General features: G+C 61.7%; 21 protein-coding genes. 15 read left to right on the plus strand and 6 right to left on the minus strand.

Translation table 11 applies throughout. The annotated features are described in order from the left end of the window. Positions 1 to 33 precede the first annotated feature (33 nt). From ACR0NJ_RS11085 to ileS, 3 genes are all read left to right on the plus strand, one after another. Positions 34 to 744, plus strand: coding sequence for a VIT1/CCC1 transporter family protein (locus tag ACR0NJ_RS11085; protein WP_480817192.1), 711 nt, complete (start codon positions 34 to 36; stop codon positions 742 to 744). Between the two features lie 206 nt (positions 745 to 950). Further along, complete coding sequence (locus tag ACR0NJ_RS11090) at positions 951 to 3,653, plus strand: DUF2339 domain-containing protein (protein ID WP_480817193.1); 2,703 nt, start codon at positions 951 to 953, stop codon at positions 3,651 to 3,653. 165 nt (positions 3,654 to 3,818) lie between these two features. Further along, the gene (ileS, locus tag ACR0NJ_RS11095; RefSeq protein ID WP_480817194.1) at positions 3,819 to 6,728 is read left to right on the plus strand and encodes an isoleucine--tRNA ligase; all 2,910 of its coding nucleotides are present in this window, start codon (positions 3,819 to 3,821) and stop codon (positions 6,726 to 6,728) included. Positions 6,729 to 6,758: 30 nt separating this feature from the next. Here the strand turns inward: ileS and ACR0NJ_RS11100 are convergent, their stop codons facing one another. Then, positions 6,759 to 8,741, minus strand: coding sequence for an alpha/beta hydrolase family protein (locus ACR0NJ_RS11100; RefSeq protein ID WP_480817195.1), 1,983 nt, complete (start codon positions 8,739 to 8,741; stop codon positions 6,759 to 6,761). Between the two features lie 113 nt (positions 8,742 to 8,854). Here ACR0NJ_RS11100 and ACR0NJ_RS11105 point away from each other — a divergent pair, with 113 nt between their 5' ends. Both ACR0NJ_RS11105 and ACR0NJ_RS11110 read left to right on the plus strand, forming a co-directional pair. Then, on the plus strand, positions 8,855 to 9,310 hold the full coding sequence (locus ACR0NJ_RS11105) for a methylated-DNA--[protein]-cysteine S-methyltransferase (RefSeq protein ID WP_480817196.1): 456 nt from the start codon (positions 8,855 to 8,857) through the stop codon (positions 9,308 to 9,310). Between the two features lie 76 nt (positions 9,311 to 9,386). Next, positions 9,387 to 9,854, plus strand: coding sequence for a hypothetical protein (locus ACR0NJ_RS11110; protein WP_480817197.1), 468 nt, complete (start codon positions 9,387 to 9,389; stop codon positions 9,852 to 9,854). A gap of 10 nt (positions 9,855 to 9,864) precedes the next feature. Here the strand turns inward: ACR0NJ_RS11110 and ACR0NJ_RS11115 are convergent, their stop codons facing one another. The 4 genes from ACR0NJ_RS11115 to fsa form a co-directional block, all read right to left on the minus strand. Continuing rightward, positions 9,865 to 10,557, minus strand: coding sequence for a CDP-alcohol phosphatidyltransferase family protein (locus ACR0NJ_RS11115; protein ID WP_480817198.1), 693 nt, complete (start codon positions 10,555 to 10,557; stop codon positions 9,865 to 9,867). 65 nt (positions 10,558 to 10,622) lie between these two features. Beyond that, complete coding sequence (locus ACR0NJ_RS11120; protein ID WP_480817199.1) at positions 10,623 to 11,543, minus strand: tyrosine recombinase XerC; 921 nt, start codon at positions 11,541 to 11,543, stop codon at positions 10,623 to 10,625. Continuing rightward, the gene (locus ACR0NJ_RS11125; RefSeq protein ID WP_480817200.1) at positions 11,540 to 12,247 is read right to left on the minus strand and encodes a DUF484 family protein; all 708 of its coding nucleotides are present in this window, start codon (positions 12,245 to 12,247) and stop codon (positions 11,540 to 11,542) included. The genes ACR0NJ_RS11120 and ACR0NJ_RS11125 overlap by 4 nt, the downstream gene beginning before the upstream one ends. A 194-nt stretch (positions 12,248 to 12,441) precedes the next feature. Continuing rightward, the gene (gene fsa, locus ACR0NJ_RS11130) at positions 12,442 to 13,095 is read right to left on the minus strand and encodes a fructose-6-phosphate aldolase (RefSeq protein ID WP_170404077.1); all 654 of its coding nucleotides are present in this window, start codon (positions 13,093 to 13,095) and stop codon (positions 12,442 to 12,444) included. Between the two features lie 88 nt (positions 13,096 to 13,183). Here fsa and ACR0NJ_RS11135 point away from each other — a divergent pair, with 88 nt between their 5' ends. The 4 genes from ACR0NJ_RS11135 (at position 13,184) to ACR0NJ_RS11150 (ending at position 18,083) form a co-directional block, all read left to right on the plus strand. After that, a complete protein-coding gene (locus ACR0NJ_RS11135; protein ID WP_480817201.1) occupies positions 13,184 to 15,379 on the plus strand; it encodes a primosomal protein N' in 2,196 nt (731 codons plus the stop codon). Positions 15,380 to 15,459: 80 nt separating this feature from the next. Further along, positions 15,460 to 16,692 (plus strand): MFS transporter, encoded by a 1,233-nt coding sequence (locus tag ACR0NJ_RS11140; RefSeq protein ID WP_480817202.1) that lies wholly within the window; start codon positions 15,460 to 15,462, stop codon positions 16,690 to 16,692. A 66-nt stretch (positions 16,693 to 16,758) separates the two neighbouring features. Continuing rightward, the gene (locus tag ACR0NJ_RS11145) at positions 16,759 to 17,637 is read left to right on the plus strand and encodes a 50S ribosomal protein L11 methyltransferase (RefSeq protein WP_480817203.1); all 879 of its coding nucleotides are present in this window, start codon (positions 16,759 to 16,761) and stop codon (positions 17,635 to 17,637) included. A gap of 101 nt (positions 17,638 to 17,738) precedes the next feature. After that, entirely contained in the window at positions 17,739 to 18,083 is a 345-nt protein-coding gene (locus ACR0NJ_RS11150) for a hypothetical protein (protein ID WP_480817204.1), read from the plus strand. A 103-nt stretch (positions 18,084 to 18,186) separates the two neighbouring features. On the opposite strand, the gene ACR0NJ_RS11155 is transcribed toward ACR0NJ_RS11150, so the two are convergent. Further along, the gene (locus ACR0NJ_RS11155; protein ID WP_480817205.1) at positions 18,187 to 18,402 is read right to left on the minus strand and encodes a DUF1127 domain-containing protein; all 216 of its coding nucleotides are present in this window, start codon (positions 18,400 to 18,402) and stop codon (positions 18,187 to 18,189) included. Between the two features lie 332 nt (positions 18,403 to 18,734). On the opposite strand from ACR0NJ_RS11155, the gene ruvC reads away from it, so the two are divergent. From ruvC to tolQ, 6 genes are all read left to right on the plus strand, one after another. Further along, on the plus strand, positions 18,735 to 19,232 hold the full coding sequence (gene ruvC, locus ACR0NJ_RS11160; RefSeq protein WP_480817206.1) for a crossover junction endodeoxyribonuclease RuvC: 498 nt from the start codon (positions 18,735 to 18,737) through the stop codon (positions 19,230 to 19,232). Continuing rightward, positions 19,229 to 19,903, plus strand: a complete 675-nt coding sequence (gene ruvA / locus ACR0NJ_RS11165; RefSeq protein WP_480817207.1) for a Holliday junction branch migration protein RuvA — start codon at positions 19,229 to 19,231, stop codon at positions 19,901 to 19,903. Before ruvC ends, ruvA begins: the two co-directional genes overlap by 4 nt. A gap of 4 nt (positions 19,904 to 19,907) precedes the next feature. Beyond that, positions 19,908 to 20,927, plus strand: coding sequence for a Holliday junction branch migration DNA helicase RuvB (ruvB, locus tag ACR0NJ_RS11170; protein WP_480817208.1), 1,020 nt, complete (start codon positions 19,908 to 19,910; stop codon positions 20,925 to 20,927). A 64-nt stretch (positions 20,928 to 20,991) separates the two neighbouring features. Further along, entirely contained in the window at positions 20,992 to 21,615 is a 624-nt protein-coding gene (locus ACR0NJ_RS11175; RefSeq protein WP_480817209.1) for a hypothetical protein, read from the plus strand. Further along, positions 21,612 to 21,995: a tol-pal system-associated acyl-CoA thioesterase gene (ybgC, locus tag ACR0NJ_RS11180; protein ID WP_480817210.1), complete on the plus strand. Its 384-nt coding sequence runs from the start codon at positions 21,612 to 21,614 to the stop codon at positions 21,993 to 21,995. The genes ACR0NJ_RS11175 and ybgC overlap by 4 nt, the downstream gene beginning before the upstream one ends. A 109-nt stretch (positions 21,996 to 22,104) precedes the next feature. Continuing rightward, positions 22,105 to 22,800, plus strand: coding sequence for a protein TolQ (tolQ, locus tag ACR0NJ_RS11185; protein WP_480817211.1), 696 nt, complete (start codon positions 22,105 to 22,107; stop codon positions 22,798 to 22,800). Positions 22,801 to 22,802 lie beyond the last annotated feature (2 nt).

A 22,802-nucleotide genomic window follows, 5' to 3' on the forward strand; every position in this document is an offset into this window, starting at 1 on the left:
CTCCGGCACAGTTGATGTGACGGAGGGCAAGCCATGACGGAGCACGGTCACAGCCAGCAGGAAATCGCCGCCCGGATCAACGCGCCGCCGGGTCGGGGCGTGTTGCGCGACGTGGTCTATGGCGGGATCGACGGGTCGGTGACGACCTTTGCGATTGTCGCCGGTGTCGCCGGGGCGGGCCTGTCGCCTTTCGTGATCGTCGCGCTGGGGCTGGCCAATGTGCTGGCTGACGGGTTCTCGATGGCGGCGGGAAACTACTCGGGCACCAAGGCCGAGTTGGACAATATTCGCCGCATCCGCGCGATCGAGGAACGGCACATTGCGCTCTACCCTGAGGGGGAGCGGAGTGAGGTGCGCGAAATTCTGGCGCAAAAGGGCCTGTCTGGGCCCGTTTTGGATGACGCGACGCTGGCAATCACCGCAAACCACGAAAACTGGATCAACCTGATGATCGAGGGCGAATACGGGCTGGGCAGTGTCGATCCGCATCCGATGAAAGCCGCGCTAGCGACATTCTTTGCCTTCCTCGTGGCCGGGATGATCCCCTTGCTGCCATTTCTGCTGTCGTTCGACCGCGCCTTTCCCATGTCCGCATGGATGACAATGGGCGTGTTTTTCGCCATCGGCGCGCTGAAAAGCCGTTGGTCGCTGGCCCCGTGGTGGCGGTCGGGGCTTGAGACCTTGCTGATCGGCGGGTTGGCCGCGTCGATTGCCTATCTGGTCGGGTCCCTGTTCCATCCTTAATCAGCAATACCCGGCACGTCGGTGACGTCGCTGAACTATGCCGGAGCCAGTTTGCTCTGAATGCTCTCCGGCGTACTGGGTCTGAGCCAGCCAGGTTGCATTCTGACCGGCGTGACGCAACGGTCTGAATCTTTGCGGGTTTTCGACCTGTTACCCCCGGCATGTCCGCGTTAGCCTTTGCAACAGGTTTCACCCGGAGGTTGCCTTTGGAATCGCTGCTTGCCCTTTTAGGTCTGATCGTTCTGGCCATCCCGGTGACGATAATCGTGCTGCTGGTTGGGCAGACGCGCTTGCGCCGCCGTATCGAGCAGTTGGAGCGGGAACTGCGCACTCTGTCCGCGGATCGCGATACATCAAAGCCCGTCGAGCGCAGAAAACCAGTCGAAACGCCCGAGGAAAAACCTAAGAAAGCGCCTTGGGCCCCGGCCAAAACGCCGCAGCCTGATCCGCAAACGCAGGCACCGCCAGAATCGCCCGAACCGCAGGGCCCGGTTGTTTTCCGCGAGGATCGCTTCGCTGCGCTGACCGCATGGATGCGCGAGAACTGGTTCTATGCCGTCTCGGCCCTATCGCTGGCCTTGGCCGGTATCTTCCTTGTCCAATACGGAGTTGAAAACGGCCTTCTGCCCCCCACCGCACGCGTGGCTGCGGCGCTGGCCTTTGGCGTCGCCCTGATCGGGGCCGGGGAATACCTGCGCCGCAGGTTCGGCGATGATGAGGCCTCGGCCACCGCCTATCTTCCTTCGGTCTTTTCCGGCGCGGGCCTCGTGACGTTATTCGGTGGCATTCTGGCCGCCCGCCAACTGTATGATCTAATCGGGCCCGAGGCCGCCTTGGCAGGCATGGTTCTGGTGGCCTTTGCAGGGCTGGTTCTTGGTTGGTTCCACGGCCCGCTGCTGGCGGCGGTCGGGCTGATCGGAGCCTTTGCCGCGCCATTCTTAGTCGGCGGGTCTTCGGATGATCCCACATGGCTTTATGGTTACATCTTAGTCATCGCGGTTCTGGGTCTGGGCATCGACACGGTACGGCGATGGGCTTGGATTTCGGTTCTGACCCTATTCGGAGCGTATTCGGCCAGCCTGTTAGTGATCCTCGGTGCGCCCATGACCGAGCCCGGCTACCTGGTTTTCGCAACCGCAATGGCACTGATCGCCATCGCCATTCCCGCGCGTCGAATCTGGCCCAACCATTCCGGGCCAATGGTCACAGAAATGCTGGTACGGGCCAAATGGCGACCGTGGCCAGAATTCCCCACAACGCTCGCCTTTGGTGCGGTGGCCGCCAGTTCCGCCATCCTTTCGTTGCATTGGGCCGACACGCCGGATGAGTTCTGGCTGGCTGTTGGCCTCATGTCGACCCTGCTGGCCGCCCTGATCCTGTGGGCCAAAGACGCGCGCGCCCTGCAGGATATGACCGTGCTGCCCGCCATCGGGCTGATCTGGGTCGTGCTGGTGCACGGTCTGGATCACGGTGTCGTTCAGCGCAGCTTTGCCGAGACCTATCTGGAAACGGCTGAGGCGGATTATCCTTGGGTCGTGAGCGTGCTCGTCATGCTCGGGGCGCTGATCACCCTGCTTGCGGCGCGCCGGTCCTTTGCCGCCGGGCGATACGCGGTCGTCTGGGCCGGAGCGGCGGCTCTGTTTGCGCCGCTCATGGCCATCGCGCTTGAGGTCGGCTGGCACCCGGCGGAGGTCATCGGCGCTTACCCATGGGCCCTGCATGCCATCGCCTTAGGCGCGCTGATGGTTATCCTTGCGGAACGGTTCGCCCGAGCGGACGGCGAGAACCGGATGCGTGCCGCGCTGGCCACCTTGTCCGCCTTGTCCTGCCTGGCCTTTGCCTGCGTCATCGTGCTCAGCTCTGCCGCGCTGACGATTGCTTTGGTTGCGACGGTCGTGGTCGCCGCCGCGCTGGATCGGAAGTTCACTCTGCCACCGATGAGCTGGTTCATCTGGGCGGGCGTGTTCACGGTCACGGTTCGACTGGTTCTGAACCCGGGGCTGGACTGGGCCGACGCTGCGCCGGTATGGGAAATGACGCTGGTTTATGCAGCGGCGACACTCGGGTTTCTGGCGGGCTGGCGGATTTTGACCCCGCTGCAGCGCCCCGTTGCCAAACTGTTGCTGGAAAGCGCGGCCTGGGCAACCGGAGGCATTCTGCTGTCCCTCCTGCTGCTGCGCTGGCTGGAAGGGTTTGGCGAGGGCGGTGCCAAAGACAGCCATTGGGGCCTGGGGCTGCTCTCAGTCATCTGGCTGTTGCTGGCTTATGCGCAGGTTCAAAGGTTCGAACTGGGCGGCAAGCTGAATTATGCGCGATACGCGCTGGCCGCTTTCTTCGCGGCGCACGGTCTGTTTCGGTTGTTCCAGGCGTTGGCCGAGCACAACCCGCTGATCACCCCAAATGCCGATCCGGTGCTGGGGCCGCCCATCCTGAACACGCTGGCCGTGGCCTATCTGCTGCCCGCGCTAGCGATTGGGTTCTCCGCATGGCGGATCAAGGCAATGCCCACCCTGCTGCGACAGGCGAGTTTCGCCGCCGCCAGCGCCTTGGTCGCGTTCTGGCTGGGCCTGACCATCCGTCATGTCTGGCAGGGGGCCGAGGGCATGTATCAGGGCAACGGCGTCACTCAGCCCGAGCTTTACACCTATACCATGATACTGTTGCTGATCGGTGCGGTGCTGTTCTACCAGTCCCTCGCGCGCCGGTCGGACCTGATGCGCAAGGCTGGGCTGGCCGTGATCGGGCTGGCGGTGGCCAAGGTGTTTCTGATCGACATCTCGGGCCTTGGCGGGCTGATCCGGGTGTTCTCGCTGCTGGCTTTGGGGCTGGCATTGGCGGGGCTCGCATGGCTCAACCGTTGGGCCAAGCTGCGCCATTTGCCGCAAGGGTCGGAACCTCTGGACCATTAGGCGTGGCCGCCTTATAAGCGCGGCCATGCATGACCGTTTGGCCATCATTATTCGAATTATATCCCCGGCGCTCTGATACCACGAGACGCCGGGCAAAGGTGCTTGAGATATCGCACTGACCGCTTCGATCCACATGACGACAAGACCATCCTGAGGACGCCCCCAATGTGCGCCGAGACACCTGACTACAAAGACACGCTGAACCTGCCTAAAACCGATTTCCCCATGCGCGCGGGCCTGCCCAAGCGCGAGCCCGCATGGCTGGAGCGTTGGGAGAAGATCGGCGTCTATGACCGCCTGCGCGAGAAACAGGGCCGGACGCCGTTTACCCTGCACGATGGCCCCCCGTATGCGAACGGTCACCTGCATATCGGCCACGCGCTGAACAAGACCATCAAGGACATGATCGTGCGGTCCCATCAAATGATGGGTCATGACGCGCGTTACGTGCCCGGCTGGGACTGCCATGGCCTGCCGATCGAGTGGAAGATCGAGGAACAGTACCGCAAGAAGGGCAAGAACAAGGACGAGGTGAACATCGTCGACTTCCGTCAGGAATGCCGCAAGTTCGCCGAAGGCTGGATCGACATCCAGCGCGAAGAGTTCAAGCGTCTGGGCATAACCGGCAACTGGCCCGATCCCTACATCACCATGGACTATCACGCCGAAGCCGTGATTGCTGACGAGTTCATGAAGTTCCTGATGAACGGCACGCTTTATCAGGGGTCCAAGCCTGTGATGTGGTCGCCCATCGAAAAGACGGCTCTGGCCGAGGCCGAGGTCGAGTATCACGACAAGGAAAGCTTCACCATTTGGGTGAAGTTCAAGGTCGTGAACACCGGGGATGTCACGCTGGACAATGCCTATGTGGTGATCTGGACGACGACGCCGTGGACCATGCCGTCGAACAAGGCGGTGGTGTATGGCGAGGATATCTCTTACGGCCTCTATGAAGTTACGGGCCGTCCCGAGGAATGCTGGGCACGGATCGGCGAACGCTATCTGCTGGCCGATGACCGCGCCGCGGATGTGTTTGCGCGCGCGCGTCTGGACGATTCCATGTATCGACGCCTGTGTGATGTCACGCAGGAGGATCTGGCTAAGATTCAGCTGACGCACCCGCTGGCCGGGGCCGAGGGTGGCAATGGCGAATGGGACGACATCCGTGATTTCCGTGCAGCCGATTTCGTGACCGATACCGAAGGCACCGGCTTTGTCCACTGTGCGCCGTCGCACGGGATGGAGGAATTCGAGCTTTATCGCGATCTGGGCATGTTGGAACAGGTCATCACCTATAACGTGATGGACGATGGCTCTTTCCGCGCTGATCTGCCGTTCTTTGGCGGCAAGTATATCCTCTCCCGCAAAGGGGGCGAGGGCGACGCAAACAAAGCCGTCATCGACAAGCTGGCCGAGGTCGGCGGGTTGCTGGCGCGCGGCAAGATCAAGCACAGCTATCCGCATTCTTGGCGCTCCAAGGCTCCGATCATCTACCGCAACACGCCGCAGTGGTTTGCATCCGTTGACCGCAAGCTTGACGACTGCATGGGCGAGATGGGCGACACCATCCGCGAACGCGCCCTGCGATCCATTGACGAGCTGGTCAAGTGGACGCCGCAGACCGGTCGCAACCGTCTGTATTCAATGATCGAGGCCCGCCCGGATTGGGTTCTGTCCCGCCAGCGCGCATGGGGTGTGCCGCTGACGTGTTTCACCAAGAAAGGCGCTCTGCCCACCGACGCGGACTACCTGCTGCGCAACGAAGACCTGAACGCGCGCATCAAGGCGGCGTTCGAGAAGGACGGTGCGGATATCTGGTACACCGATGGGTTCAAAGAGAAGATCCTCGACGGCATCGCCAACCCCGACGATTACGATCAGGTCTTCGACGTACTGGACGTGTGGTTCGACTCAGGGTCCACCCATGCTTTCGTGCTGCGGGACCGTGAAGACGGCACCGAGGACGGTATCGCCGATGTTTACATGGAGGGCACTGACCAGCACCGTGGGTGGTTCCATTCGTCCATGTTGCAAGCCTGTGGCACCAAGGGGCGGGCACCGTATCGCAACGTAGTGACCCACGGCTTCACGCTGGATGCCAAAGGCAACAAGATGTCCAAATCGCTGGGCAACACCATCGTGCCGGAAGAGGTCGTCAAGCAATACGGCGCCGATATCCTACGCCTGTGGGTTGCTCAGACCGACTACACCGCTGACCAGCGGATCGGGCCGGAGATCCTGAAAGGCACCGCCGACAGCTATCGCCGGTTGCGCAACACGATGCGGTTCATGCTGGGCTCGCTGGCGGATTTCACCGAGGCTGACCGGGTCGCGCCCGAAGACATGCCGCGCTTGGAACGCTGGGTGCTCAGCCGTCTGGCCGAGTTGGATGAGCAGGTGCGCAAGGGCTATGCCGCGTTCGATTTCCAGGGCGTGTTCAGCGCCGTGTTCACCTTTGCCACCGTCGATCTGTCGTCCTTCTATTTCGACGTCCGCAAGGATGCTCTGTATTGCGACGGCGACAGCCTGCGCCGCCGCGCGGCGCGCACCGTTCTGGATACCCTGTTCCACCGCCTGACCACATGGCTGGCCCCGGTTCTGGTCTTCACCATGGAAGAGGTCTGGCTGGAACGATTTGGCGGTGACGACAGCTCGGTCCATCTGGTGGACTTCCCGGAAACGCCCGCCGATTGGCGCGATACGGAACTGGAAACCAGCATGGCCAAAATCCGCCGCGTCCGCCGCGCTGTAACTGCCGCGCTCGAAGTACAGCGGCAAGACAAGGTGATCGGGTCCAGCCTCGAAGCAGCACCGATTGTGCATGTCGAAGACGCTGGCACCCGCGACTTGCTGGCCACCTTCGACGTGGACGATCTGTGCATCACCTCGGGCCTGACCGTGAGCGGCGATCCGGCTCCGGCCGAGGCGTTCCGCGTGCCCGAAATCGAAGGCATCGCGGTTCTGTTCGAGAAAGCCGACGGCGACAAATGCCAGCGCTGCTGGAAAATCCTGCCCGATGTGGGCCGCCACACCCATGAGGGCGTCTGTGGCCGCTGCGACGAGGCGCTAAGCTAAGCCGCCCGCCCCCTCGGCCACCCGAGGGGGCTATTTCGGCGCCTCATGCGCCTTGGGGTGGAACAGGTCGAACCCGATCTCGTCGCCTGTCAGCACGCGCCAGACCTCATGATCGGTGAAATACCCCGTATGCCCGCCGGGCGGGACGGGGATGTTGCGTGTTTTGGGGATCAGCTTGCCCTCGATCCTTGTGCCGACAAAGTCGTCCTCGCGGAATATGTTGAACCAAGCGGCTTTCAGGCCCTTGGGGTCGACCGTGAACATCTCGGGGAAATAGCGCTGATAGATATGCGTCACCGGAGAGCCCATGGTGATCAGCGTCACCGGTCGGCCCTTGATGCGGCGCTGCACCCGCTTGTCGGCCAGCATCTGGGTCGCGATCACTGTGCCCTGCGAATGCGAGATCACAGTGATCTGATCCGCCGGAAAGACATCCAACGCGTAGTAGAGCGTTCTGTAGAACCGCTCATCAATTAACCGGCGCGCCGGGTAGTTCCGGCATCTGGCGGCCAGATCCCAGCGCAGCGCACATTTGTCCCGGATCGCGTAGGTCACGATATCGCGGGCAACGCCCAGCCCCGCAGCGACGAAATCCGAAAACCGATACAGCATCGCCGTCGCCCCCAGCACAGCGATCCCGATCATCCCCTGCGCGTCCGCCAGTCGGTTCAGCGCCCTGCCGGTTAAGCTGCAATCGGGTCCGGACCCCTCTGACCCAGAGGTGGCGTCGCAGTGTAGATCAAGGCCCAGAACCTGCAGGGTCAGCTCTCGCAGAGCAACCAAACCCAGCACCACCGCCGCGATCAGAAACACGCCTTGCGCCAGCCTGTTGATGATTGCGCGGCTCAGGAAGCTGTGTTTCTTGTACAGTTTCTCTTTGCCCAGCTTTCGCCCCACGAACAGGCCGATGCCGACGACAACCAGCAAAACGACCGCGCCAAAGGCCACCCCCAGCGTGTCGAGAGAGCCGCGCAAGTTGTTGTCGAACAGGTTGATCAGCGTTTGGCTGGACAGGCTGGGCACGCTTTTGACCAGTTGCTCGAATGTCAGCCAGAGACCGGCGATGAAGAACATCCAGAAGACCAGCATGCCCGCGCAGATGCTGGGGTAGAGCCGCCGGTGCCCTGGTAAGGCAGTTTTGACTTGCAGCGGGGTGAGCGCGACCAGATACAGCGCAATCGTGATGAAAATCAGCGCGGTCCAGAAGGCGGCGAGCACCAGAATCTGAAACACGACAAACTGCTCCAACCCGCTGGCGCAGTTGACGTTGGCCGGGTCGCAGACATGCCCCCACATCCCTGCGCCAAGCGGCCCGGTCACAAGCGCCAGCGCCAGAACCGCGCCCATCGGGGCCGCGCCGCGCCAGAAGACGCGCCTCAGGTAGGTTGGGGCGGTTTTCTGCCGCTTGGACCCGAAACCGGCCATGCCCAGGTAGATCAGCAGTAACAGACTGAACAGCGCGGTTGGGGTTTGTGCAAAGTCCAAGGGCAGCAGTTCGATCATCACGGCTGCGGCTCCGACTAGCAAAAAGGCGTTTAATGGCGCAACCGCACCGAAGAAAATCCAGGTGAACAGATGCACGATCTGGGCGGCGAAAGTGTTCCGACCGTTGGCGTCCGACGGATCGACCCCTTTGCGCGCATGGGTCTGTTCGACATTGTCCATCGCCAGATAGCCCAGCGCCAAAACCACCCAGATCAGGTCGATCAGCGTTTTGATGGCCCCCTTGGGTTTGGGGGACCGGTCGGCCCAATATACCTCGGCAAACAGCGCCTGATCGGTGCTGTCCTGCGGCTTGGTCACCTTGCGCAGGTGCACCTTGTACAGGCTGGCATTGCGGCTGCGGCCATCAAAGGGCGTCTCGGCGAGTTCGATCATCTGGCGGTCGATCTCGACCGGCGGCTGAGGGTGCCCGTCCAGCCAGGTCGTGGCCGCGCCTGCCACCTGATCGACGGTCTCGCCGGGCTTTTGCTCACCAATCCCATGAACGGTAAGGATTAAATGCCGCCCCATTCCAGCCTCCGAATTTCTCAATCTATGTGAGGAGATTAGCATAGAGGTCATCCAGCGCCTAACGGTGGCTTTCCGCGCTTGCGCCGAGGCGGGTGATCTGGAACTCTTGGCGCATGGCGATGATTGCAGTGGATACGCAGTTCGGGCGGCTCGGGATTGAAGAAAGTGATGGCGCGATCACGCGGCTTGTCTGGAACGGCAGAGATGAGGGCGAGGCGACCCCTCTGCTGCACGAGGCTGCGGCTCAGATGCGAGCGTATGATACCGGGCAACTGCAGCGGTTTGATCTGCCTTATCACGTCGAAGGCTCGGAGTTTCAGAGACAGGTCTGTGATCTGATGTTTGCCATCCCGCTGGGGGAAACGCGTACCTACGGCGACATCGCGAAAGAGCTGGGCCAGCCCGCGCAGCCGGTGGGGCAGGCCTGCGGGGCCAATCCCATTCCGGTCATCATTGCCTGCCACCGGGTGCTGGCCGCCAGCGGTCTGGGTGGGTTTTCGGGCGACGGCGGGATTGAGACCAAGGTGGCCCTGTTGCGCCACGAACGGGCTGCCGGGCTGTTGATCTGAGTGTCGGAAATCTGTTGCAATCCCGGGGCCTCGGGCACAACTTATGTCTCATAGTGAATGTGAAGGACCGGATTGAATGACTACCGAAGCAGACCGCGCCGCCCGTAAGAAGGCCATCATTGATCACCTGATGTCGCTGGAAGAACAGGAACTGGCGACCGCGCAGGCACATTACGACGCGTTCATGAAGGACGCCCAACTGGATGACCGCGAAGGGCATGACAAGGATGACATTGCCGCCTCGCGCGAGAATGCGGATCTGGCGGCGGCCTTTGATGCTCCGGTCCATGCCCATCACGCCAAGATCGACGTCATTGAGAACACCGATTTCGGCCTGACCGACACGGTTCAGCCAGGCGCGGTGATCAAGTTCAACAACCGGCGTTTTGTGGTCTGCGTGTCCACCACCCGGTTCGATGTGGACGGCAAGACCTATATGGGTATTTCAACCCAAAGCCCGATTTATCTGGCCATGGTCGGCCTGCAAGAGGGCGATCTGTTCACCCATAACGGGACCGAGTTCGAGGTGCAGGAGGTCCTGTGACCCGCCCCCGCTAGCCGCGTTGCGGGATGATCTGCTGTGCGATCCCGGCAAAGACCAGATACAGGCTGGTGATGACCAGCCCCCAATGCGCCCAGCTTTCGGGGTGGAAATCGACCCATGCGGCCCAGCCCGCGAAAAAGGTCCAGGCGAAAGCCATCGGCAGCGTGATGCTGCGCCAGCGTTCGGTGCGCACCGGGTGGACGAATTTCAGTGGTAGGAACATCGCCAGTGACAGCAGCGACACCATCAGCAGGATCAACCAGAAATTCGGCTCGAGCGCGAAGATCACGATTACGAACATGTTCCAGCATCCGGGAAAGCCGGAAAAGGAGTTGTCCTTGGTCTTCATGCGAGTGTCGGCAAAGTACATCGCGCTGGCAAAGGTGATGACGATGATCGCGAACCAGCCGGTCCAGCCGTCCATCAGCCCGGATTTGAACAGAGCGAAGGCGGGAATAAACACATAGGTCAGGTAGTCGATGATCAGATCCAGCAGCACGCCGTCAAACTCCGGAGCGTTGTGTTTGACCTGATAGTGCCGCGCCAGCGGGCCGTCGATGCCATCCACGATGAACGAGACGACCAGCCACAGATACATCAGGCTCCACTTCTCTTCGACGGCTGCCAGCATGGCCAGCATGGCGAAAACGGCTCCGGTTGCGGTGAAAAGATGAACGGCTAATGCTTTGAATCTAAGTGTCATGGTCGTGTCATGTACGAACCAGCCCTGAGATGCAAACCAAAAGCCCCGTCAGGTGGACCTGATCGTCAGGCTTTGGGATGGGCGCGGTTGTAGACTTCCATCAGACGGGCCGTATCGACAGCGGTATAGGCCTGTGTTGTCGATAGCGAGGCGTGGCCCAGCAGTTCCTGAATCGCGCGCAGGTCGCCGCCTGCGGACAGCAGGTGCGTGGCAAAGCTGTGGCGCATCGCGTGCGGCGTCGCGGTGGCGGGCAGCCCCAGTTGCATGCGCGCCTTGGCCATGACGCCTTGTATGGCGCCGGGGTTCAGCGGGCCCCCGCGAACGCCGCGAAACAGGGCAGCTTCCGGTGTCTGAGGGTGCGGGCAGAGGCGGGCATAGCGATCCACCGCCTCGCGCGCCGCAGGCAGAACCGGAACCACACGTTCCTTGTTGCCTTTCCCGACAATGCGGAGGGTTGGCGGCAAGGGCGCGTCAGCGCCGGTCAGCGACAGCGCCTCGGAGATGCGCAGTCCGCAGCCATACAGCAGGGTAACAACGGCCACATCCCGGGCGGCGACCCAGTCCGAGCCGGACTGCAACTCGACCGTGTCGATCATGGCGCGGGCGGCGTCCTCGGCCAGTGGGCGGGGGAGTTTCTTGGTGAACTTGGGTGCGCGGATGGACAGGACGGCGGTTGGTTCAAAGCCTTCCCGCTCAGCCAGCCACCGATAGAAGCTTTTCACGGCGGAAAGCTTGCGCGCCAGCGACCGCGCACCGACGCCCGAGCCCCGCTGATCGGCCATCCAGGCCCGCATATCCGCGATCGTTATTCGCTCCAGCGCGGCTAGCCCCTGACGCTCGGCATGGTGCAGGGTCATGAAGGACAGAAACTCGGTCACATCGCCGCGATAAGCGGTCTGCGTGTTTTGGGACCGTCCTGCCAGCGCCCCCAGACTGTCCAGCCAGTGCTGCAACGCATCGCGGCAGGCTGGAGAGATCAGGCTCACGACAGCCAGTGGCGCATCGAGCGTTCGAACACGCCGGCAAAAAAGGTCAGAAGATCGGTTCCAAGCTGGGGCGTAAAGTGCCGTGCGTCCTTGGCCCCCATGACAATCATGCCCGGCAGGCGGCCTGTGCCCAGATCAAGTTTCAAACAGGCCTCGGACCGCAACAGATCGCTTTGCGTGCCGTATATCCGCCGGTTGGGTTGGTGTACCTCGCGCAGCGTTACCTCGCGCGCGGGGCTGCTGCGGTCATAGGTCAGGTAGTTTTCGATGAAACCCGGCTCAACAATGGTCAGAACACCGCCCAGCTTGTCGATGGCAGGGTCGTCCTGCACCACGGTGGTTTCCAAAACCAACGTGATCTTGTCGACCCGCAGGATCTCGGCCACTTCGGTGCCAAGCGTGCGCAGGAAGTCTTCGAACTCGACCGGTTCCAGCAGGCGCAGGATGGCGCGGTGCACCTGATTGGTGCCCGCCAAATTCTCGTAAGCCGCCGCGATGACCGAGCGATGCGTATCCTCAAGCCGGTCCAGCCGTTCTTCGAGCCGCTGCATGGCGATGCCGCGCAGGTCGATCACATTGTCCCCGCGGGCCTGTTCGTTGGCCGAGACCAGCGCCTGCATCAGGTCCTTGTCGTCCAGCAAGGCGTCCGGCTCAGCCAGAATCGCCGCGCGGAGGTTATCCTCGAGTTTTGGGTTGCTGCTCATGTCCTGCCCGGTCTTTTTTTGATTGAGGGGCTTATAACATAGCCTACCGGGTTTGACTCGGGAAAAATGCACGTTTTGCGCGATTATACAGGGTGTGTGTCGGGGGCTCCCGCCGCCCATGCGCTGATCAAAGATCAGCTTTGGCCGTTGGGTCGGGCGCGGTGCCTATCGGCACCGCGCGGTCGTGCAGATGATCAGAGGATTTTCTGACCGGTCTTGGCCCAGTCGGCCAGGAAGGTCTCGAGCCCTTTGTCGGTCAGCGGGTGATCGGCCAGTTTCTTGATCACGGCAGGGGGTGCGGTGATCACGTCTGCACCGATGCGGGCGCTGTCGGTCACGTGGTTCACCGAACGGATCGAGGCGGCGAGGATCTCGGTTTCGAACCCATAGTTGTCATAGACCTGACGGATATCGGCAATCAGGTCCATGCCATCGAGGTTGATATCGTCCAGACGTCCGATGAAGGGCGAGATGAAGGTCGCGCCGGCTTTGGCGGCCAGAATCGCCTGATTGGTCGAGAAGCACAGGGTCACGTTGACCATTTGGCCTTCGTCGCTGAGCGTTTTGCAGGTTTTCAGGCCAGCCCATGTCAGCGGCACTTTCACGGCGATGTTCGGTGCGATCTTGGCCAGCTTGCGGCCTTCGGCGATCATGTCGTCGGCCTCGGTCGCGACAACCTCGGCGGACACAGGGCCGTCGACCAGATCGCAGATCTCTTTGGTGACTTCCAGAATGTCGCGGCCCGACTTCAGGATCAGCGAGGGGTTGGTGGTGACGCCGTCCACCATGCCCAGATCGTTCAGTTCGGCGATGGCGTCGATCTCTGCGGTGTCTACGAAGAATTTCATGAGGGCAGTCCTTTGATGGGTTGGCCTTGGTCGCGGATGGCTTTACCTCAAAGAGACCCACGCTGGAACCCCCTGCATAGGATATGCTGTGAGCGCTAACGGATTTTTCGACGAAGGAGAGCTGGTTGCGGTGCTGACAACCCAGCCGCTGGACCGGACGCTGGATTACAAAGCGCCCGAAGGTGGGTGTTTTCTGGGTGCATTCGTTGAAGTCCCGCTGGGGCCACGTAAAGTTCTGGGTGTGGTCTGGGGGCCGGGGCAGGGTGGCTTTGATCTGGCCAAGGCGCGATCGGTGATCCGGGTGCTTGAGGTCGCGCCGATGCGCGAGGAAATGCGGTTGTTTCTTGGGAAAGTCGCGGATTACACGCTGACGCCGATGCCTGCGATGCTGCGTTTGGCGACCCGCGCGCCGGGGCTGGGCGACCCGCCGTCGATGCGCAAGGTTTACCGGCTGGGTGATGCTCAGCCGGATCGCATGACCGACGCGCGGACGCGGGTGCTGGAGGTTTTGCGGGATTATGGTGGCTTGGCTTTCACGCTGAAAGAACTGGCCGAGCAGGCCGGGGTGACCTCCTCGGTGGTCAAAGGCTTGGTCAAGCAAGGCGCGGTGCGGGAAGAGGACAGCCCGCGCGATTTGCCCTATCCGCGTCTGGACCCCGATCTGCCCGGGAAAGCGCTGACCGAGGATCAGGCGGCTGCGGTTGCGCGGCTACAGGCGGGGCAGCGGACGGGGGATTATGGCACGACGCTGCTGAAGGGTGTGACGGGTTCGGGCAAGACCGAGGTTTATCTTGAGGCGGTGGCTGAGGCGCTGCGCATGGGGCGGCAGGCGCTGGTTCTGCTGCCCGAGATTGCTCTGACCGCCGAATTCTTGACGCGGGTCGAGGCGAGGTTTGGCGCGCGGCCTGCCGAGTGGCACTCGGGCGCGACCATGACCGAACGCCGCCGGGTCTGGCGTATGGTCGGGCAGGGCGAGGCGCAACTGGTCGTGGGGGCCCGGTCGGCGCTGTTCCTGCCGTTCCGCGATCTGGGGCTTGTGGTGGTCGATGAGGAACACGACACCTCTTACAAACAAGAGGATGGCGTGCATTACAGCGCCAGAGATATGGCTGTGCTGCGGTCCTCGATCTGCGGGGCGCGGGTGATTCTGGCCAGCGCAACGCCCTCGCTGGAAAGCTGGGCGAATGCGGAGGCGGGGAAGTATGAGCGGCTCGACCTGACCGCGCGATTTGGCGCGGCGGTGCTGCCCGAGATGAAGCCCATCGACATGCGCGCCGAGCAGATGCAGCCGGGGACGTGGATTTCTCCCTCGCTGCGGCAGGCGGTGCGGCAGCGGATCGAACGCGGTGAACAATCGCTGTTGTTTATCAACCGTCGTGGCTATGCGCCGGTGACTTTGTGCCGGGCCTGCGGCGAACAGATCGCTTGTGATCATTGCGACGCGCGTATGGTCGAACACCGTTTCCTCAAACGCCTGATGTGCCATCAATGTGGTGAGACCAAGCCGATGCCCGAAGCCTGTCCGTCCTGCGGGGTCGAAGGCAAGCTGGCTCCGGTCGGGCCGGGGATCGAACGGCTGGCGGAAGAGGCCGAGGCGACCTTCCCTGAGGCCAAGATCGCCATGCTCAGTTCCGATCTGTTCGGCTCGGCCCGCGCGCTGAAGGCGAAGATCGAGGAGATTGCCGAAGGGGACGCCGATATCGTCATCGGCACGCAGCTTGTTGCCAAGGGACATAACTTTCCCAAGTTGACGCTGGTGGGCGTGATCGACGCTGATCTCTCCTTGCACGGGGCAGACCTGCGTGCGGCGGAACGGACGTTCCAGCTGATGCGGCAGGTTGCGGGTCGTGCGGGCCGAGCGGACAAGCCGGGTCAGGCTTTGCTGCAGACCTTTCAGCCTGAACACCCGGTGATCCGGGCCATTCTGTCGAGCGACGAAGAAGGGTTCTGGAAAGCCGAAGCGGCGGGGCGGCAGGCTGCGGGCGTCCCTCCCTATGGGCGCATGGCCGGGATCGTCTTGTCCGGGCCAGAGGTCGGTCCGGTCTTCGATATCGGCAACGCGATGGCACGGAACGATGCGCCTCTGCGCGCCGTCGATGCGCAGGTCTTTGGCCCCGCGCCTGCGCAGATTGCCCGCATCCGTGGCAGGCACCGCGTACGCCTGTTGGTCAAGGCCCCCAAGGGCGCGCCGATTCAGGACGCCATCGCCCGCTGGATCGCGCCATTGCGGCTGAAAGGCGACATCCGTCTGACCGTCGATATCGACCCGCAGAGTTTTTACTGATCTCTGCATTACCGCAGAGCTGATGTGCACCGCCTGCTTCCCCCTCGCCAAATCACGAAAATAGGCGTAGAGGGAGTCCCATGCTGAAACCCATGCCCCTGTCTGAGGCGCAGAGCCTTCCGTTCTGGCGCCGCCCGATCACGCTCTTGTTCGTGATGGCGCTGACGATGCCCATTGCGTTCAATGGGTGGAGCGCGCTGCTGAACAATTTCGTTATCGAAGTGGCGAATTTCGACGGAGCTGACATCGGTCTTTTGCACACGGTACGCGAGATTCCGGGGTTCCTAGCAGTGGGCGTGATCGCCGTAATCCTGTTCATCCGCGAGCAGGTTCTGGCAATGATCTCGCTTATGATGCTGGGCGTTGCAACGGCGGTGACCGCATGGTTCCCCAGCCTTGGCGGCTTGTTGTTCGTGACCCTGTTCAGTTCGATCGGGTTTCACTACTACGAGACCGTGAACCAGTCGCTGCAACTGCAATGGCTGCCGAAAGACCGCGCGCCGCAGGTGCTGGGCTGGCTGGTGGCCATGGGCTCAGCCGCGACGGCGGTTGTTTACGGCCTGATCGTGCTGACATGGGAGCGGTTCGATCTGTCCTACAACACGGTGTTCATGGCGACCGGAGGGGTCACGGCCCTGCTGGCGCTGTTCTGCCTGCTGGCCTATCCGCAATTCGACGCGCCCACGCCGCAGACCAAGAAACTGGTCCTGCGCAAACGCTATTGGCTGTACTACGCGCTGCAATTCATGGCAGGCGCGCGACGGCAGATTTTCATCGTGTTCGCAGGCTTCATGATGGTCGAGAAGTTTGGGTTTGAGGTCCATGAACTCACCAGCCTCTATCTGATCAACCTGATGATCAACATGATGGCCGCCCCGTTGCTGGGGAAAGCCGTGGCGAAGTTCGGCGAGCGCCGCACCCTGATCTTCGAATACACTGGCCTCGCCATCGTTTTCGCGGCCTATGGTGGCATCTACTGGTTCGGCTGGGGTGTGGTGCTGGCGGCGATCCTTTATGTGATCGACCATGTGTTGTTCGCGCTGGCGCTGGCGTTGAAGACCTATTTCCAGAAAATCGCCGATCCGGCGGATATCGCGCCCACCGCCGCGGTGGCCTTTACCATCAACCATATCGCAGCCGTGTTCCTGCCTGCGCTTCTTGGGTTGCTCTGGGTTGTGTCTCCGGGGGCGGTATTTGGCACGGCGGCGGCGATGGCCCTGATCTCACTGGCGCTGTCTCTGCTGATCCCGCGCCATCCGGAGCAAGGGAATGAGACCATCCTGACGAAATACGCCCCGGCCCCTGCGGAATAAGCGCAAACGCTTGACCTTGCCGCCCCGCCGCCCTAGGCGCAGGTACAGTTTTGACAGGAGACCCCCATGCCCACATTCACCGCGCTCACCACCCTGACCGGCAAGACCGCCGCCGAAGGTCTGGGCGAAGCGATGGAGCGTCTGGACCCCGAACCAACCGGAGTTGGGGTGTTCGAGGTCGAGGATGGTTCTGGCCTGTGGGAAGTAGGCGGCTATTTCACCGAAGCCCCGGACGAAACCGCGCTGGCGGTTCTGGCCGCCGCGTTCGAAGCCAAGCCCTTTGTTGTTTCGGAGCTGCCCGAAACCGACTGGGTCGCTCATGTGCGCCGCGAACTCGCCCCAGTCGAGGCAGGGCGCTTTTTCGTCTACGGCAGCCACGACGCCGACAAGCTGCCCGAGGGGCGAATCCCCCTGCTGATCGAGGCCGCGATGGCGTTTGGCACCGGGCATCACGGTACCACTCTGGGCTGCCTCAAGGCGCTGGACCGGCTGTTGGACGACGGGTTCACGGCCAAAAAAGTCGCCGATATCGGCTGCGGCACGGCAGTTCTGGCGATGGCCGCCGCGCGGGTCTGGGAGGGCGAGATTCTGGCCAGTGACATCGACCAGGTCGCTGTCGATGTGGCCGAGGCCAACCTGAAAGCAAACGGCATGTCCGGCGCTGTGCGCTGCGTCGAGGTGGCTGGATTCGATCATCCCGAACTGCAATCCGCAGCGCCCTTTGATCTGATTTTTGCCAATATTCTCAAGGGCCCGCTGGTTGCCCTGTCACCGGAAATCGCAGCGAATCTGCGGGTTGGGGGGCATGCGATTCTGTCGGGAATCCTCAATGAACAGGCCGATGACGTGGTCTCGGTTTATTCCCAAAACGGCTTCAATCTGGCCGCCAGGGATGAGATTGGTGAATGGACGACGCTAATCTTAACGAAACAGGGCTTAAATTAGGCCATTTGCTGGAGTTTTATGGATTTTCGCCACGCTTTTGTCGCAATCTCTTTCTAGCCTTTTTTGACTAAGTCGAGGGGGGCGGTTTGTTGGAGGCTGCCATGACTGGAAAGCAACTGGAGTTTAATCAGCGCGTTCATCGCCTGAACAAAAAGCATCAGAAACTAAGCCACGGCTATCGTGCGACCATGCGCAAGGATGGGCTGGTGGTGATGAAGCCACAACGCGTGCGCTCGGGCGTTCCGGCCAGGGTGCTGCTTTTCAGCCTGTTGGGGTTCTTCGCCTTCAAAACCTTCCTGCTGTCCAGCCTCGGGCCAACCGGATATGAATACAGGGTCGACGCCTTGAAAGAAGGCACCTCGGTCGAACAGGCCGGGGCCTGGGTGATGCAGATCGACCCGCTGTCACAGTTTCTCTCGGTCCAGTTGAACAAAGTCCTGTACTGAGTTCTTGCTGATCCAAACAAAAACACCGCGTGCCATCCGGGCGCGCGGTGTTTTCTGTTTTGCCCCATAGGGAGGAGGAAAGGGCAAGTTTAAGGGATGGGTCTTACCGACGGCCTTCGGCGATGGTGTCGATGTCGCCGCGGCACAGGCCGATATCGTCCAGTTCGCGGTCGCTCAGACCGCCCAGCGCGTTGCGGGTGACGCGGGCGTCGTTCCAGTCCACAGCGGCCATCACGGCCGATGCGAAATAGGCGCCGATACGGCCAACGAGGCCGAACGAGCCAGTGGTGGCAAAGCGGTTGGTGTCCAGTGCAGCCATATCCTGTTTCCTTCTGGTTTGTGTTTACGTTCAGTGTTTCGATCTTCGCGGCATCTAGTGGTGTCATTTCACCGGTGCAAGATCAGTTTTTGCATGTGTCCTATGCATTTCTTGCAATGCTTCACGACGCTGTAATGCCCTTAAATAATTGGTGAATTTGCGCTTATAAACACGTCGAATTCAGGCCATGTGATGTCGCGATCTGTCCTTTCTGTCGCGGCTGGGATAGGCCTGTCGTTTTCCGGCTTCTGGTCAATTCGCTTGGAAAATGTTCACGCTTCGTGCTAGGCGTTGGAAAAAGATCACATAACCCGAGCAGGCCGAGGCAAAACATGCGAATTCTGGGCATTGATCCGGGGCTGAGAACCCTGGGATGGGGCGTCATCGAATCGAATGGCTCCCGTCTGAGCCATATCGCCAATGGTCTGTGCAAATCGGATGGGGACGATCTGGGCGAACGGCTTTTGTCGCTGCATAACCAGATTGTCGAAGTGATTGCCGACCATCAGCCGGATCAGGCGGCGATCGAGCAGACCTTTGTGAACAAAGACGGGGCCGGGACGCTAAAACTGGGCCAGGCGCGGGGCGTGGCCTTGTTGACGTTGGCGCAGGCCGGGCTGCCGGTGGGGGAATATGCGCCCAACCGGGTCAAGAAAACGGTCGTGGGCGTCGGTCATGCCGAGAAAGAGCAGGTTCTGCACATGGTCAAGCTGCAACTGCCGGGATGCCAGCCCAAAGGCGCGGACGCGGCGGATGCGCTGGCGATTGCGATTTGTCATTCTTATTATGGGGCCGCTCCGCAGGCGTGGATGAAAGAGGTGCGCGCATGATTGGCAAACTCACCGGACGGCTGGATTACCGCGCGGCGGATCACGTTCTGATCGACGTGCGCGGGGTGGGCTACATCGTCTATTGCTCGGACCGGACCATGGCGGCGCTGCCGGGTGTGGGTGAAGCGGTCTCGATCTACACGGACATGGTCGTGCGCGAGGATCTGATGCAGCTTTACGGGTTCCTGTCGCTGGTCGAGAAGGAATGGCATCGCCTTCTGTGTTCGGTGCAGGGCGTCGGGGCCAAGGTGTCGCTGGCCATTCTCAGCGCGTTGGGACCGGACGGCGTGAGCCGCGCGATTGCCTTGGGCGATTGGGGCGCGGTGAAGGCCGCCAAAGGGGTCGGGCCCAAGACGGCGCAGCGCATTGTGCTGGACCTCAAGGACAAGGCCCCCGGCGTGATGGCCATGGGCGGCACCGTGACCGAGGCGATGGATGGACCAGCGCTGGAGGTGGTTGAGGCCGAACCCGCACCTGTGCCGCAGCGCGCTCCGAAACCGGCCTCGGGTGCGGCGGCGGCTTCGGCCGGAGCATTGTCGGCGCTGGGCAATCTGGGCTATGGACCGTCGGATGCGGCCTCGGCGGTGGCTGAGGCGGCGGCCAGCCTGCCCGACGCGGGCGAGGCGGAACTGATCCGCGCCGCGTTGAAACTACTGGCTCCGAAAGGCTGAGTGAATGGTAGACGCCGATCCCACCCTGCGCCCCGAGCCAATGCCCGAGGACAATGACCGCGCCCTGCGCCCGCAGGGGCTGGATGAGTTCATTGGTCAGGCCGAAGCGCGTGCCAATTTGCGCATCTTCATCCAATCGGCCCGGCAGCGGGGTGAGGCGATGGATCATACGCTGTTCCATGGCCCTCCGGGGTTGGGGAAGACGACGCTGGCGCAGATCATGGCGCGCGAGTTGGGGGTGAATTTCCGCATGACCTCGGGGCCGGTTTTGGCCAAGGCGGGGGATTTGGCGGCGATCCTGACCAATCTGGAATCGCGGGATGTGCTGTTCATCGACGAAATTCATCGTCTGAACCCGGCGGTGGAAGAGGTGCTGTATCCGGCGATGGAGGATTTCGAGCTGGATCTGGTGATCGGCGAAGGCCCGGCGGCGCGGACGGTGCGGATTGAGTTGCAGCCCTTTACGCTGGTCGGGGCGACCACGCGCATGGGTCTGCTGACCACTCCTCTGCGTGACCGGTTCGGTATTCCGACGCGGTTGCAGTTTTATACGGTCGATGAGTTGCACGAGATCGTCACCCGCAACGCCCGCAAGCTGGGCGCGCCTTCCGACGATGCCGGTGCGCGTGAGATCGCGCGGCGGTCGCGCGGGACGCCGCGGATCGCGGGGCGGTTGCTGCGCCGGGTCGTGGACTTTGCGATCGTCGAGGGCGACGGGCGGATCACCCGAGAACTGGCCGATGGCGCGTTGACCCGGTTGGGGGTCGACAATCTGGGGCTGGACGGGGCCGACCGGCGGTATCTGAAGCTGATCGCCGAGAATTATGCGGGCGGACCTGTGGGGATTGAGACACTCTCGGCGGCTTTGTCGGAAAGCCGGGACTCGCTGGAAGAGGTGATCGAGCCCTATCTGTTGCAGCAGGGGCTGATCCAGCGCACGCCGCGCGGGCGGATGCTGGCGCAGAAGGCGTGGACGCATCTGGGGATGGCGGCCCCCAAGGGGCAGAGCGATCTGTTTGGTTGATGCGGTGCGCTTTAGATTTTATGCCTCCGGCGGCCGTATTTGAAACAAGAAGAAGGGACGGGGCGTGACACCCGATGAAATCGAGGCGCTGTTCACCCGCGAAAGCGGTGAGTTTCTGTTTGCGCGTTGGGGGCGGCCAATTGCGCCGATTGTGTTTGGCGTTGAGGATGAGACACTGGCCACCGTCAAAGGCGCGTTTGAAGCGGTGGTGGCGCTGGCTGGTCACAAGATGGCCGAGACCGATCCGGAGTTGGGGGCCAATTGCATGGTCTTCTTCTTCCGCGACTGGCAGGAATTGCTTGAGGTGCCCGATCTGGATCGGCTGATCCCCGATCTGGCCCCTCTGGTCGAGCGGCTGGTGGCGGCGGATGCCAATCAGTATCGCATCTTTCGGTTCGAAGAAGATGGCGCGATCCGCGCGGCCTTTGTGTTTTTGCGGATGGATCGGGAGATGTCCAAGGTTCCGGCAGAAACCCTTGCGCTGAGCCAGGTGGTGCAGACGATCTTGCTGTGGTCGGATGCTGCCTTTCGCAGTAAATCCCCGCTGGCGATTGCGGGCGAGGCGACGATCCTGCGTCCCGAGATTGCGGCTCTGATCCGCGCGGCCTATGATCCGGTTTTGCCCAGAGCGGCGCGTGACCCGTCCCACGCGTTGCGATTGTTTGCCCGGCTGGAGGCCCCGCAATGAAGCACTTGTACCCGGTTCGTGTGTATTACGAAGACACCGATATGGGTGGGGTGGTCTATCACGCGAACTATCTGAAATTCATCGAACGCGCCCGGTCAGATTGGGTGCGCAAGCTGGGCAATGATCAGAACGCGATGCGCGATTCAGGCATTGTCTGGGTCGTTCGGCGGATTGAGGCGGACTATCTGGCCGCCGCCCGTTTCGAGGATGAGTTGGTGGTAGAAACCGAGATGGTTTCGCTGTCTGGGGCGCGGCTGACGATGTCGCAACTGGTCAAACGCGGTGAGAAAGAAATCTTCCGTGCCGAGGTGACGGCTGTCTGCATGAATGCGGATGGCAAGCCAGTGCGCCTTCCGGCAGAGATTCGCGCATTGATGTAACAATTTGCAGGGCCGGGGTGGTTCTGTTGGCTTTTCGCCCCCAACTGCGTTAGCGTTTGGCAAAACAAGGCCAAACGAATGGCTGTCAGGCAAAACAAAGAGCAGGTTCATGGAAGCTGAAACGCTGGTTCTGGCGCAGGAGATCGATTTCTCTCTGTGGGGGCTTTATGCCCGTGCGACCTTTATCGTCAAACTGGTGATGCTGATGCTGGTTGCTGCATCCTTCTGGTCCTGGGCGATTATAATTCAGAAACTCATCAACTACCGGGCGGCGCGGCGCGAGGCGCAGGTGTTTGACGAAAGCTTCTGGTCGGGCAACCCTTTGGACGAGTTGTTCGAGCAGATCGGAACCCAGCCCGACGGCAGTTCTGAGAAGATTTTTGCCGCCGGGATGATCGAATGGCGCAGGTCGCATCGCAATGATGGGGGGCTGATCGCCGGGGCGACCGCGCGGATCGACAGATCGATGGATGTAGCCATCGCTAAAGAATCTGAGACGCTGCAAAAGGGGCTGCCGGTTTTGGCGACTGTCGGCTCGACCGCCCCGTTTATTGGTCTGTTCGGCACCGTCTGGGGCATCATGAACGCGTTCATCGAGATTGCCGAGCAGCAGAACACCAACCTTGCCGTTGTCGCTCCGGGCATTGCCGAGGCGCTGCTGGCCACGGGTCTGGGGCTGCTGGCCGCGATCCCGGCGGTGATTTTCTACAACAAGCTCAGCGCGGATAGCGACCGTATCGTCGGCGGGTATGAGGCATTTGCCGATGAATTCGCCACCATCCTGTCGCGCCAGTTGGATAGCTGAGC

The organism is Ruegeria sp. F11 (assembly GCF_056533855.1).

What these genes read in the sequence shown, in the direction of transcription:
- ACR0NJ_RS11085 (WP_480817192.1), top strand. Translation starts at nt 34, where the DNA reads ATGACGGAGCACGGTCACAGCCAGCAGGAAATCGCCGCCCGGATCAAC.
- ileS (WP_480817194.1), top strand. Translation starts at nt 3,819, where the DNA reads ATGTGCGCCGAGACACCTGACTACAAAGACACGCTGAACCTGCCTAAA.
- ACR0NJ_RS11100 (WP_480817195.1), bottom strand. Translation starts at nt 8,741, where the DNA reads ATGGGGCGGCATTTAATCCTTACCGTTCATGGGATTGGTGAGCAAAAG.
- ACR0NJ_RS11105 (WP_480817196.1), top strand. Translation starts at nt 8,855, where the DNA reads ATGGCGATGATTGCAGTGGATACGCAGTTCGGGCGGCTCGGGATTGAA.
- ACR0NJ_RS11110 (WP_480817197.1), top strand. Translation starts at nt 9,387, where the DNA reads ATGACTACCGAAGCAGACCGCGCCGCCCGTAAGAAGGCCATCATTGAT.
- ACR0NJ_RS11115 (WP_480817198.1), bottom strand. Translation starts at nt 10,557, where the DNA reads ATGACACTTAGATTCAAAGCATTAGCCGTTCATCTTTTCACCGCAACC.
- ACR0NJ_RS11125 (WP_480817200.1), bottom strand. Translation starts at nt 12,247, where the DNA reads ATGAGCAGCAACCCAAAACTCGAGGATAACCTCCGCGCGGCGATTCTG.
- fsa (WP_170404077.1), bottom strand. Translation starts at nt 13,095, where the DNA reads ATGAAATTCTTCGTAGACACCGCAGAGATCGACGCCATCGCCGAACTG.
- ACR0NJ_RS11140 (WP_480817202.1), top strand. Translation starts at nt 15,460, where the DNA reads ATGCTGAAACCCATGCCCCTGTCTGAGGCGCAGAGCCTTCCGTTCTGG.
- ACR0NJ_RS11145 (WP_480817203.1), top strand. Translation starts at nt 16,759, where the DNA reads ATGCCCACATTCACCGCGCTCACCACCCTGACCGGCAAGACCGCCGCC.
- ACR0NJ_RS11150 (WP_480817204.1), top strand. Translation starts at nt 17,739, where the DNA reads ATGACTGGAAAGCAACTGGAGTTTAATCAGCGCGTTCATCGCCTGAAC.
- ACR0NJ_RS11155 (WP_480817205.1), bottom strand. Translation starts at nt 18,402, where the DNA reads ATGGCTGCACTGGACACCAACCGCTTTGCCACCACTGGCTCGTTCGGC.
- ruvC (WP_480817206.1), top strand. Translation starts at nt 18,735, where the DNA reads ATGCGAATTCTGGGCATTGATCCGGGGCTGAGAACCCTGGGATGGGGC.
- ruvA (WP_480817207.1), top strand. Translation starts at nt 19,229, where the DNA reads ATGATTGGCAAACTCACCGGACGGCTGGATTACCGCGCGGCGGATCAC.
- ruvB (WP_480817208.1), top strand. Translation starts at nt 19,908, where the DNA reads ATGGTAGACGCCGATCCCACCCTGCGCCCCGAGCCAATGCCCGAGGAC.
- ybgC (WP_480817210.1), top strand. Translation starts at nt 21,612, where the DNA reads ATGAAGCACTTGTACCCGGTTCGTGTGTATTACGAAGACACCGATATG.
- tolQ (WP_480817211.1), top strand. Translation starts at nt 22,105, where the DNA reads ATGGAAGCTGAAACGCTGGTTCTGGCGCAGGAGATCGATTTCTCTCTG.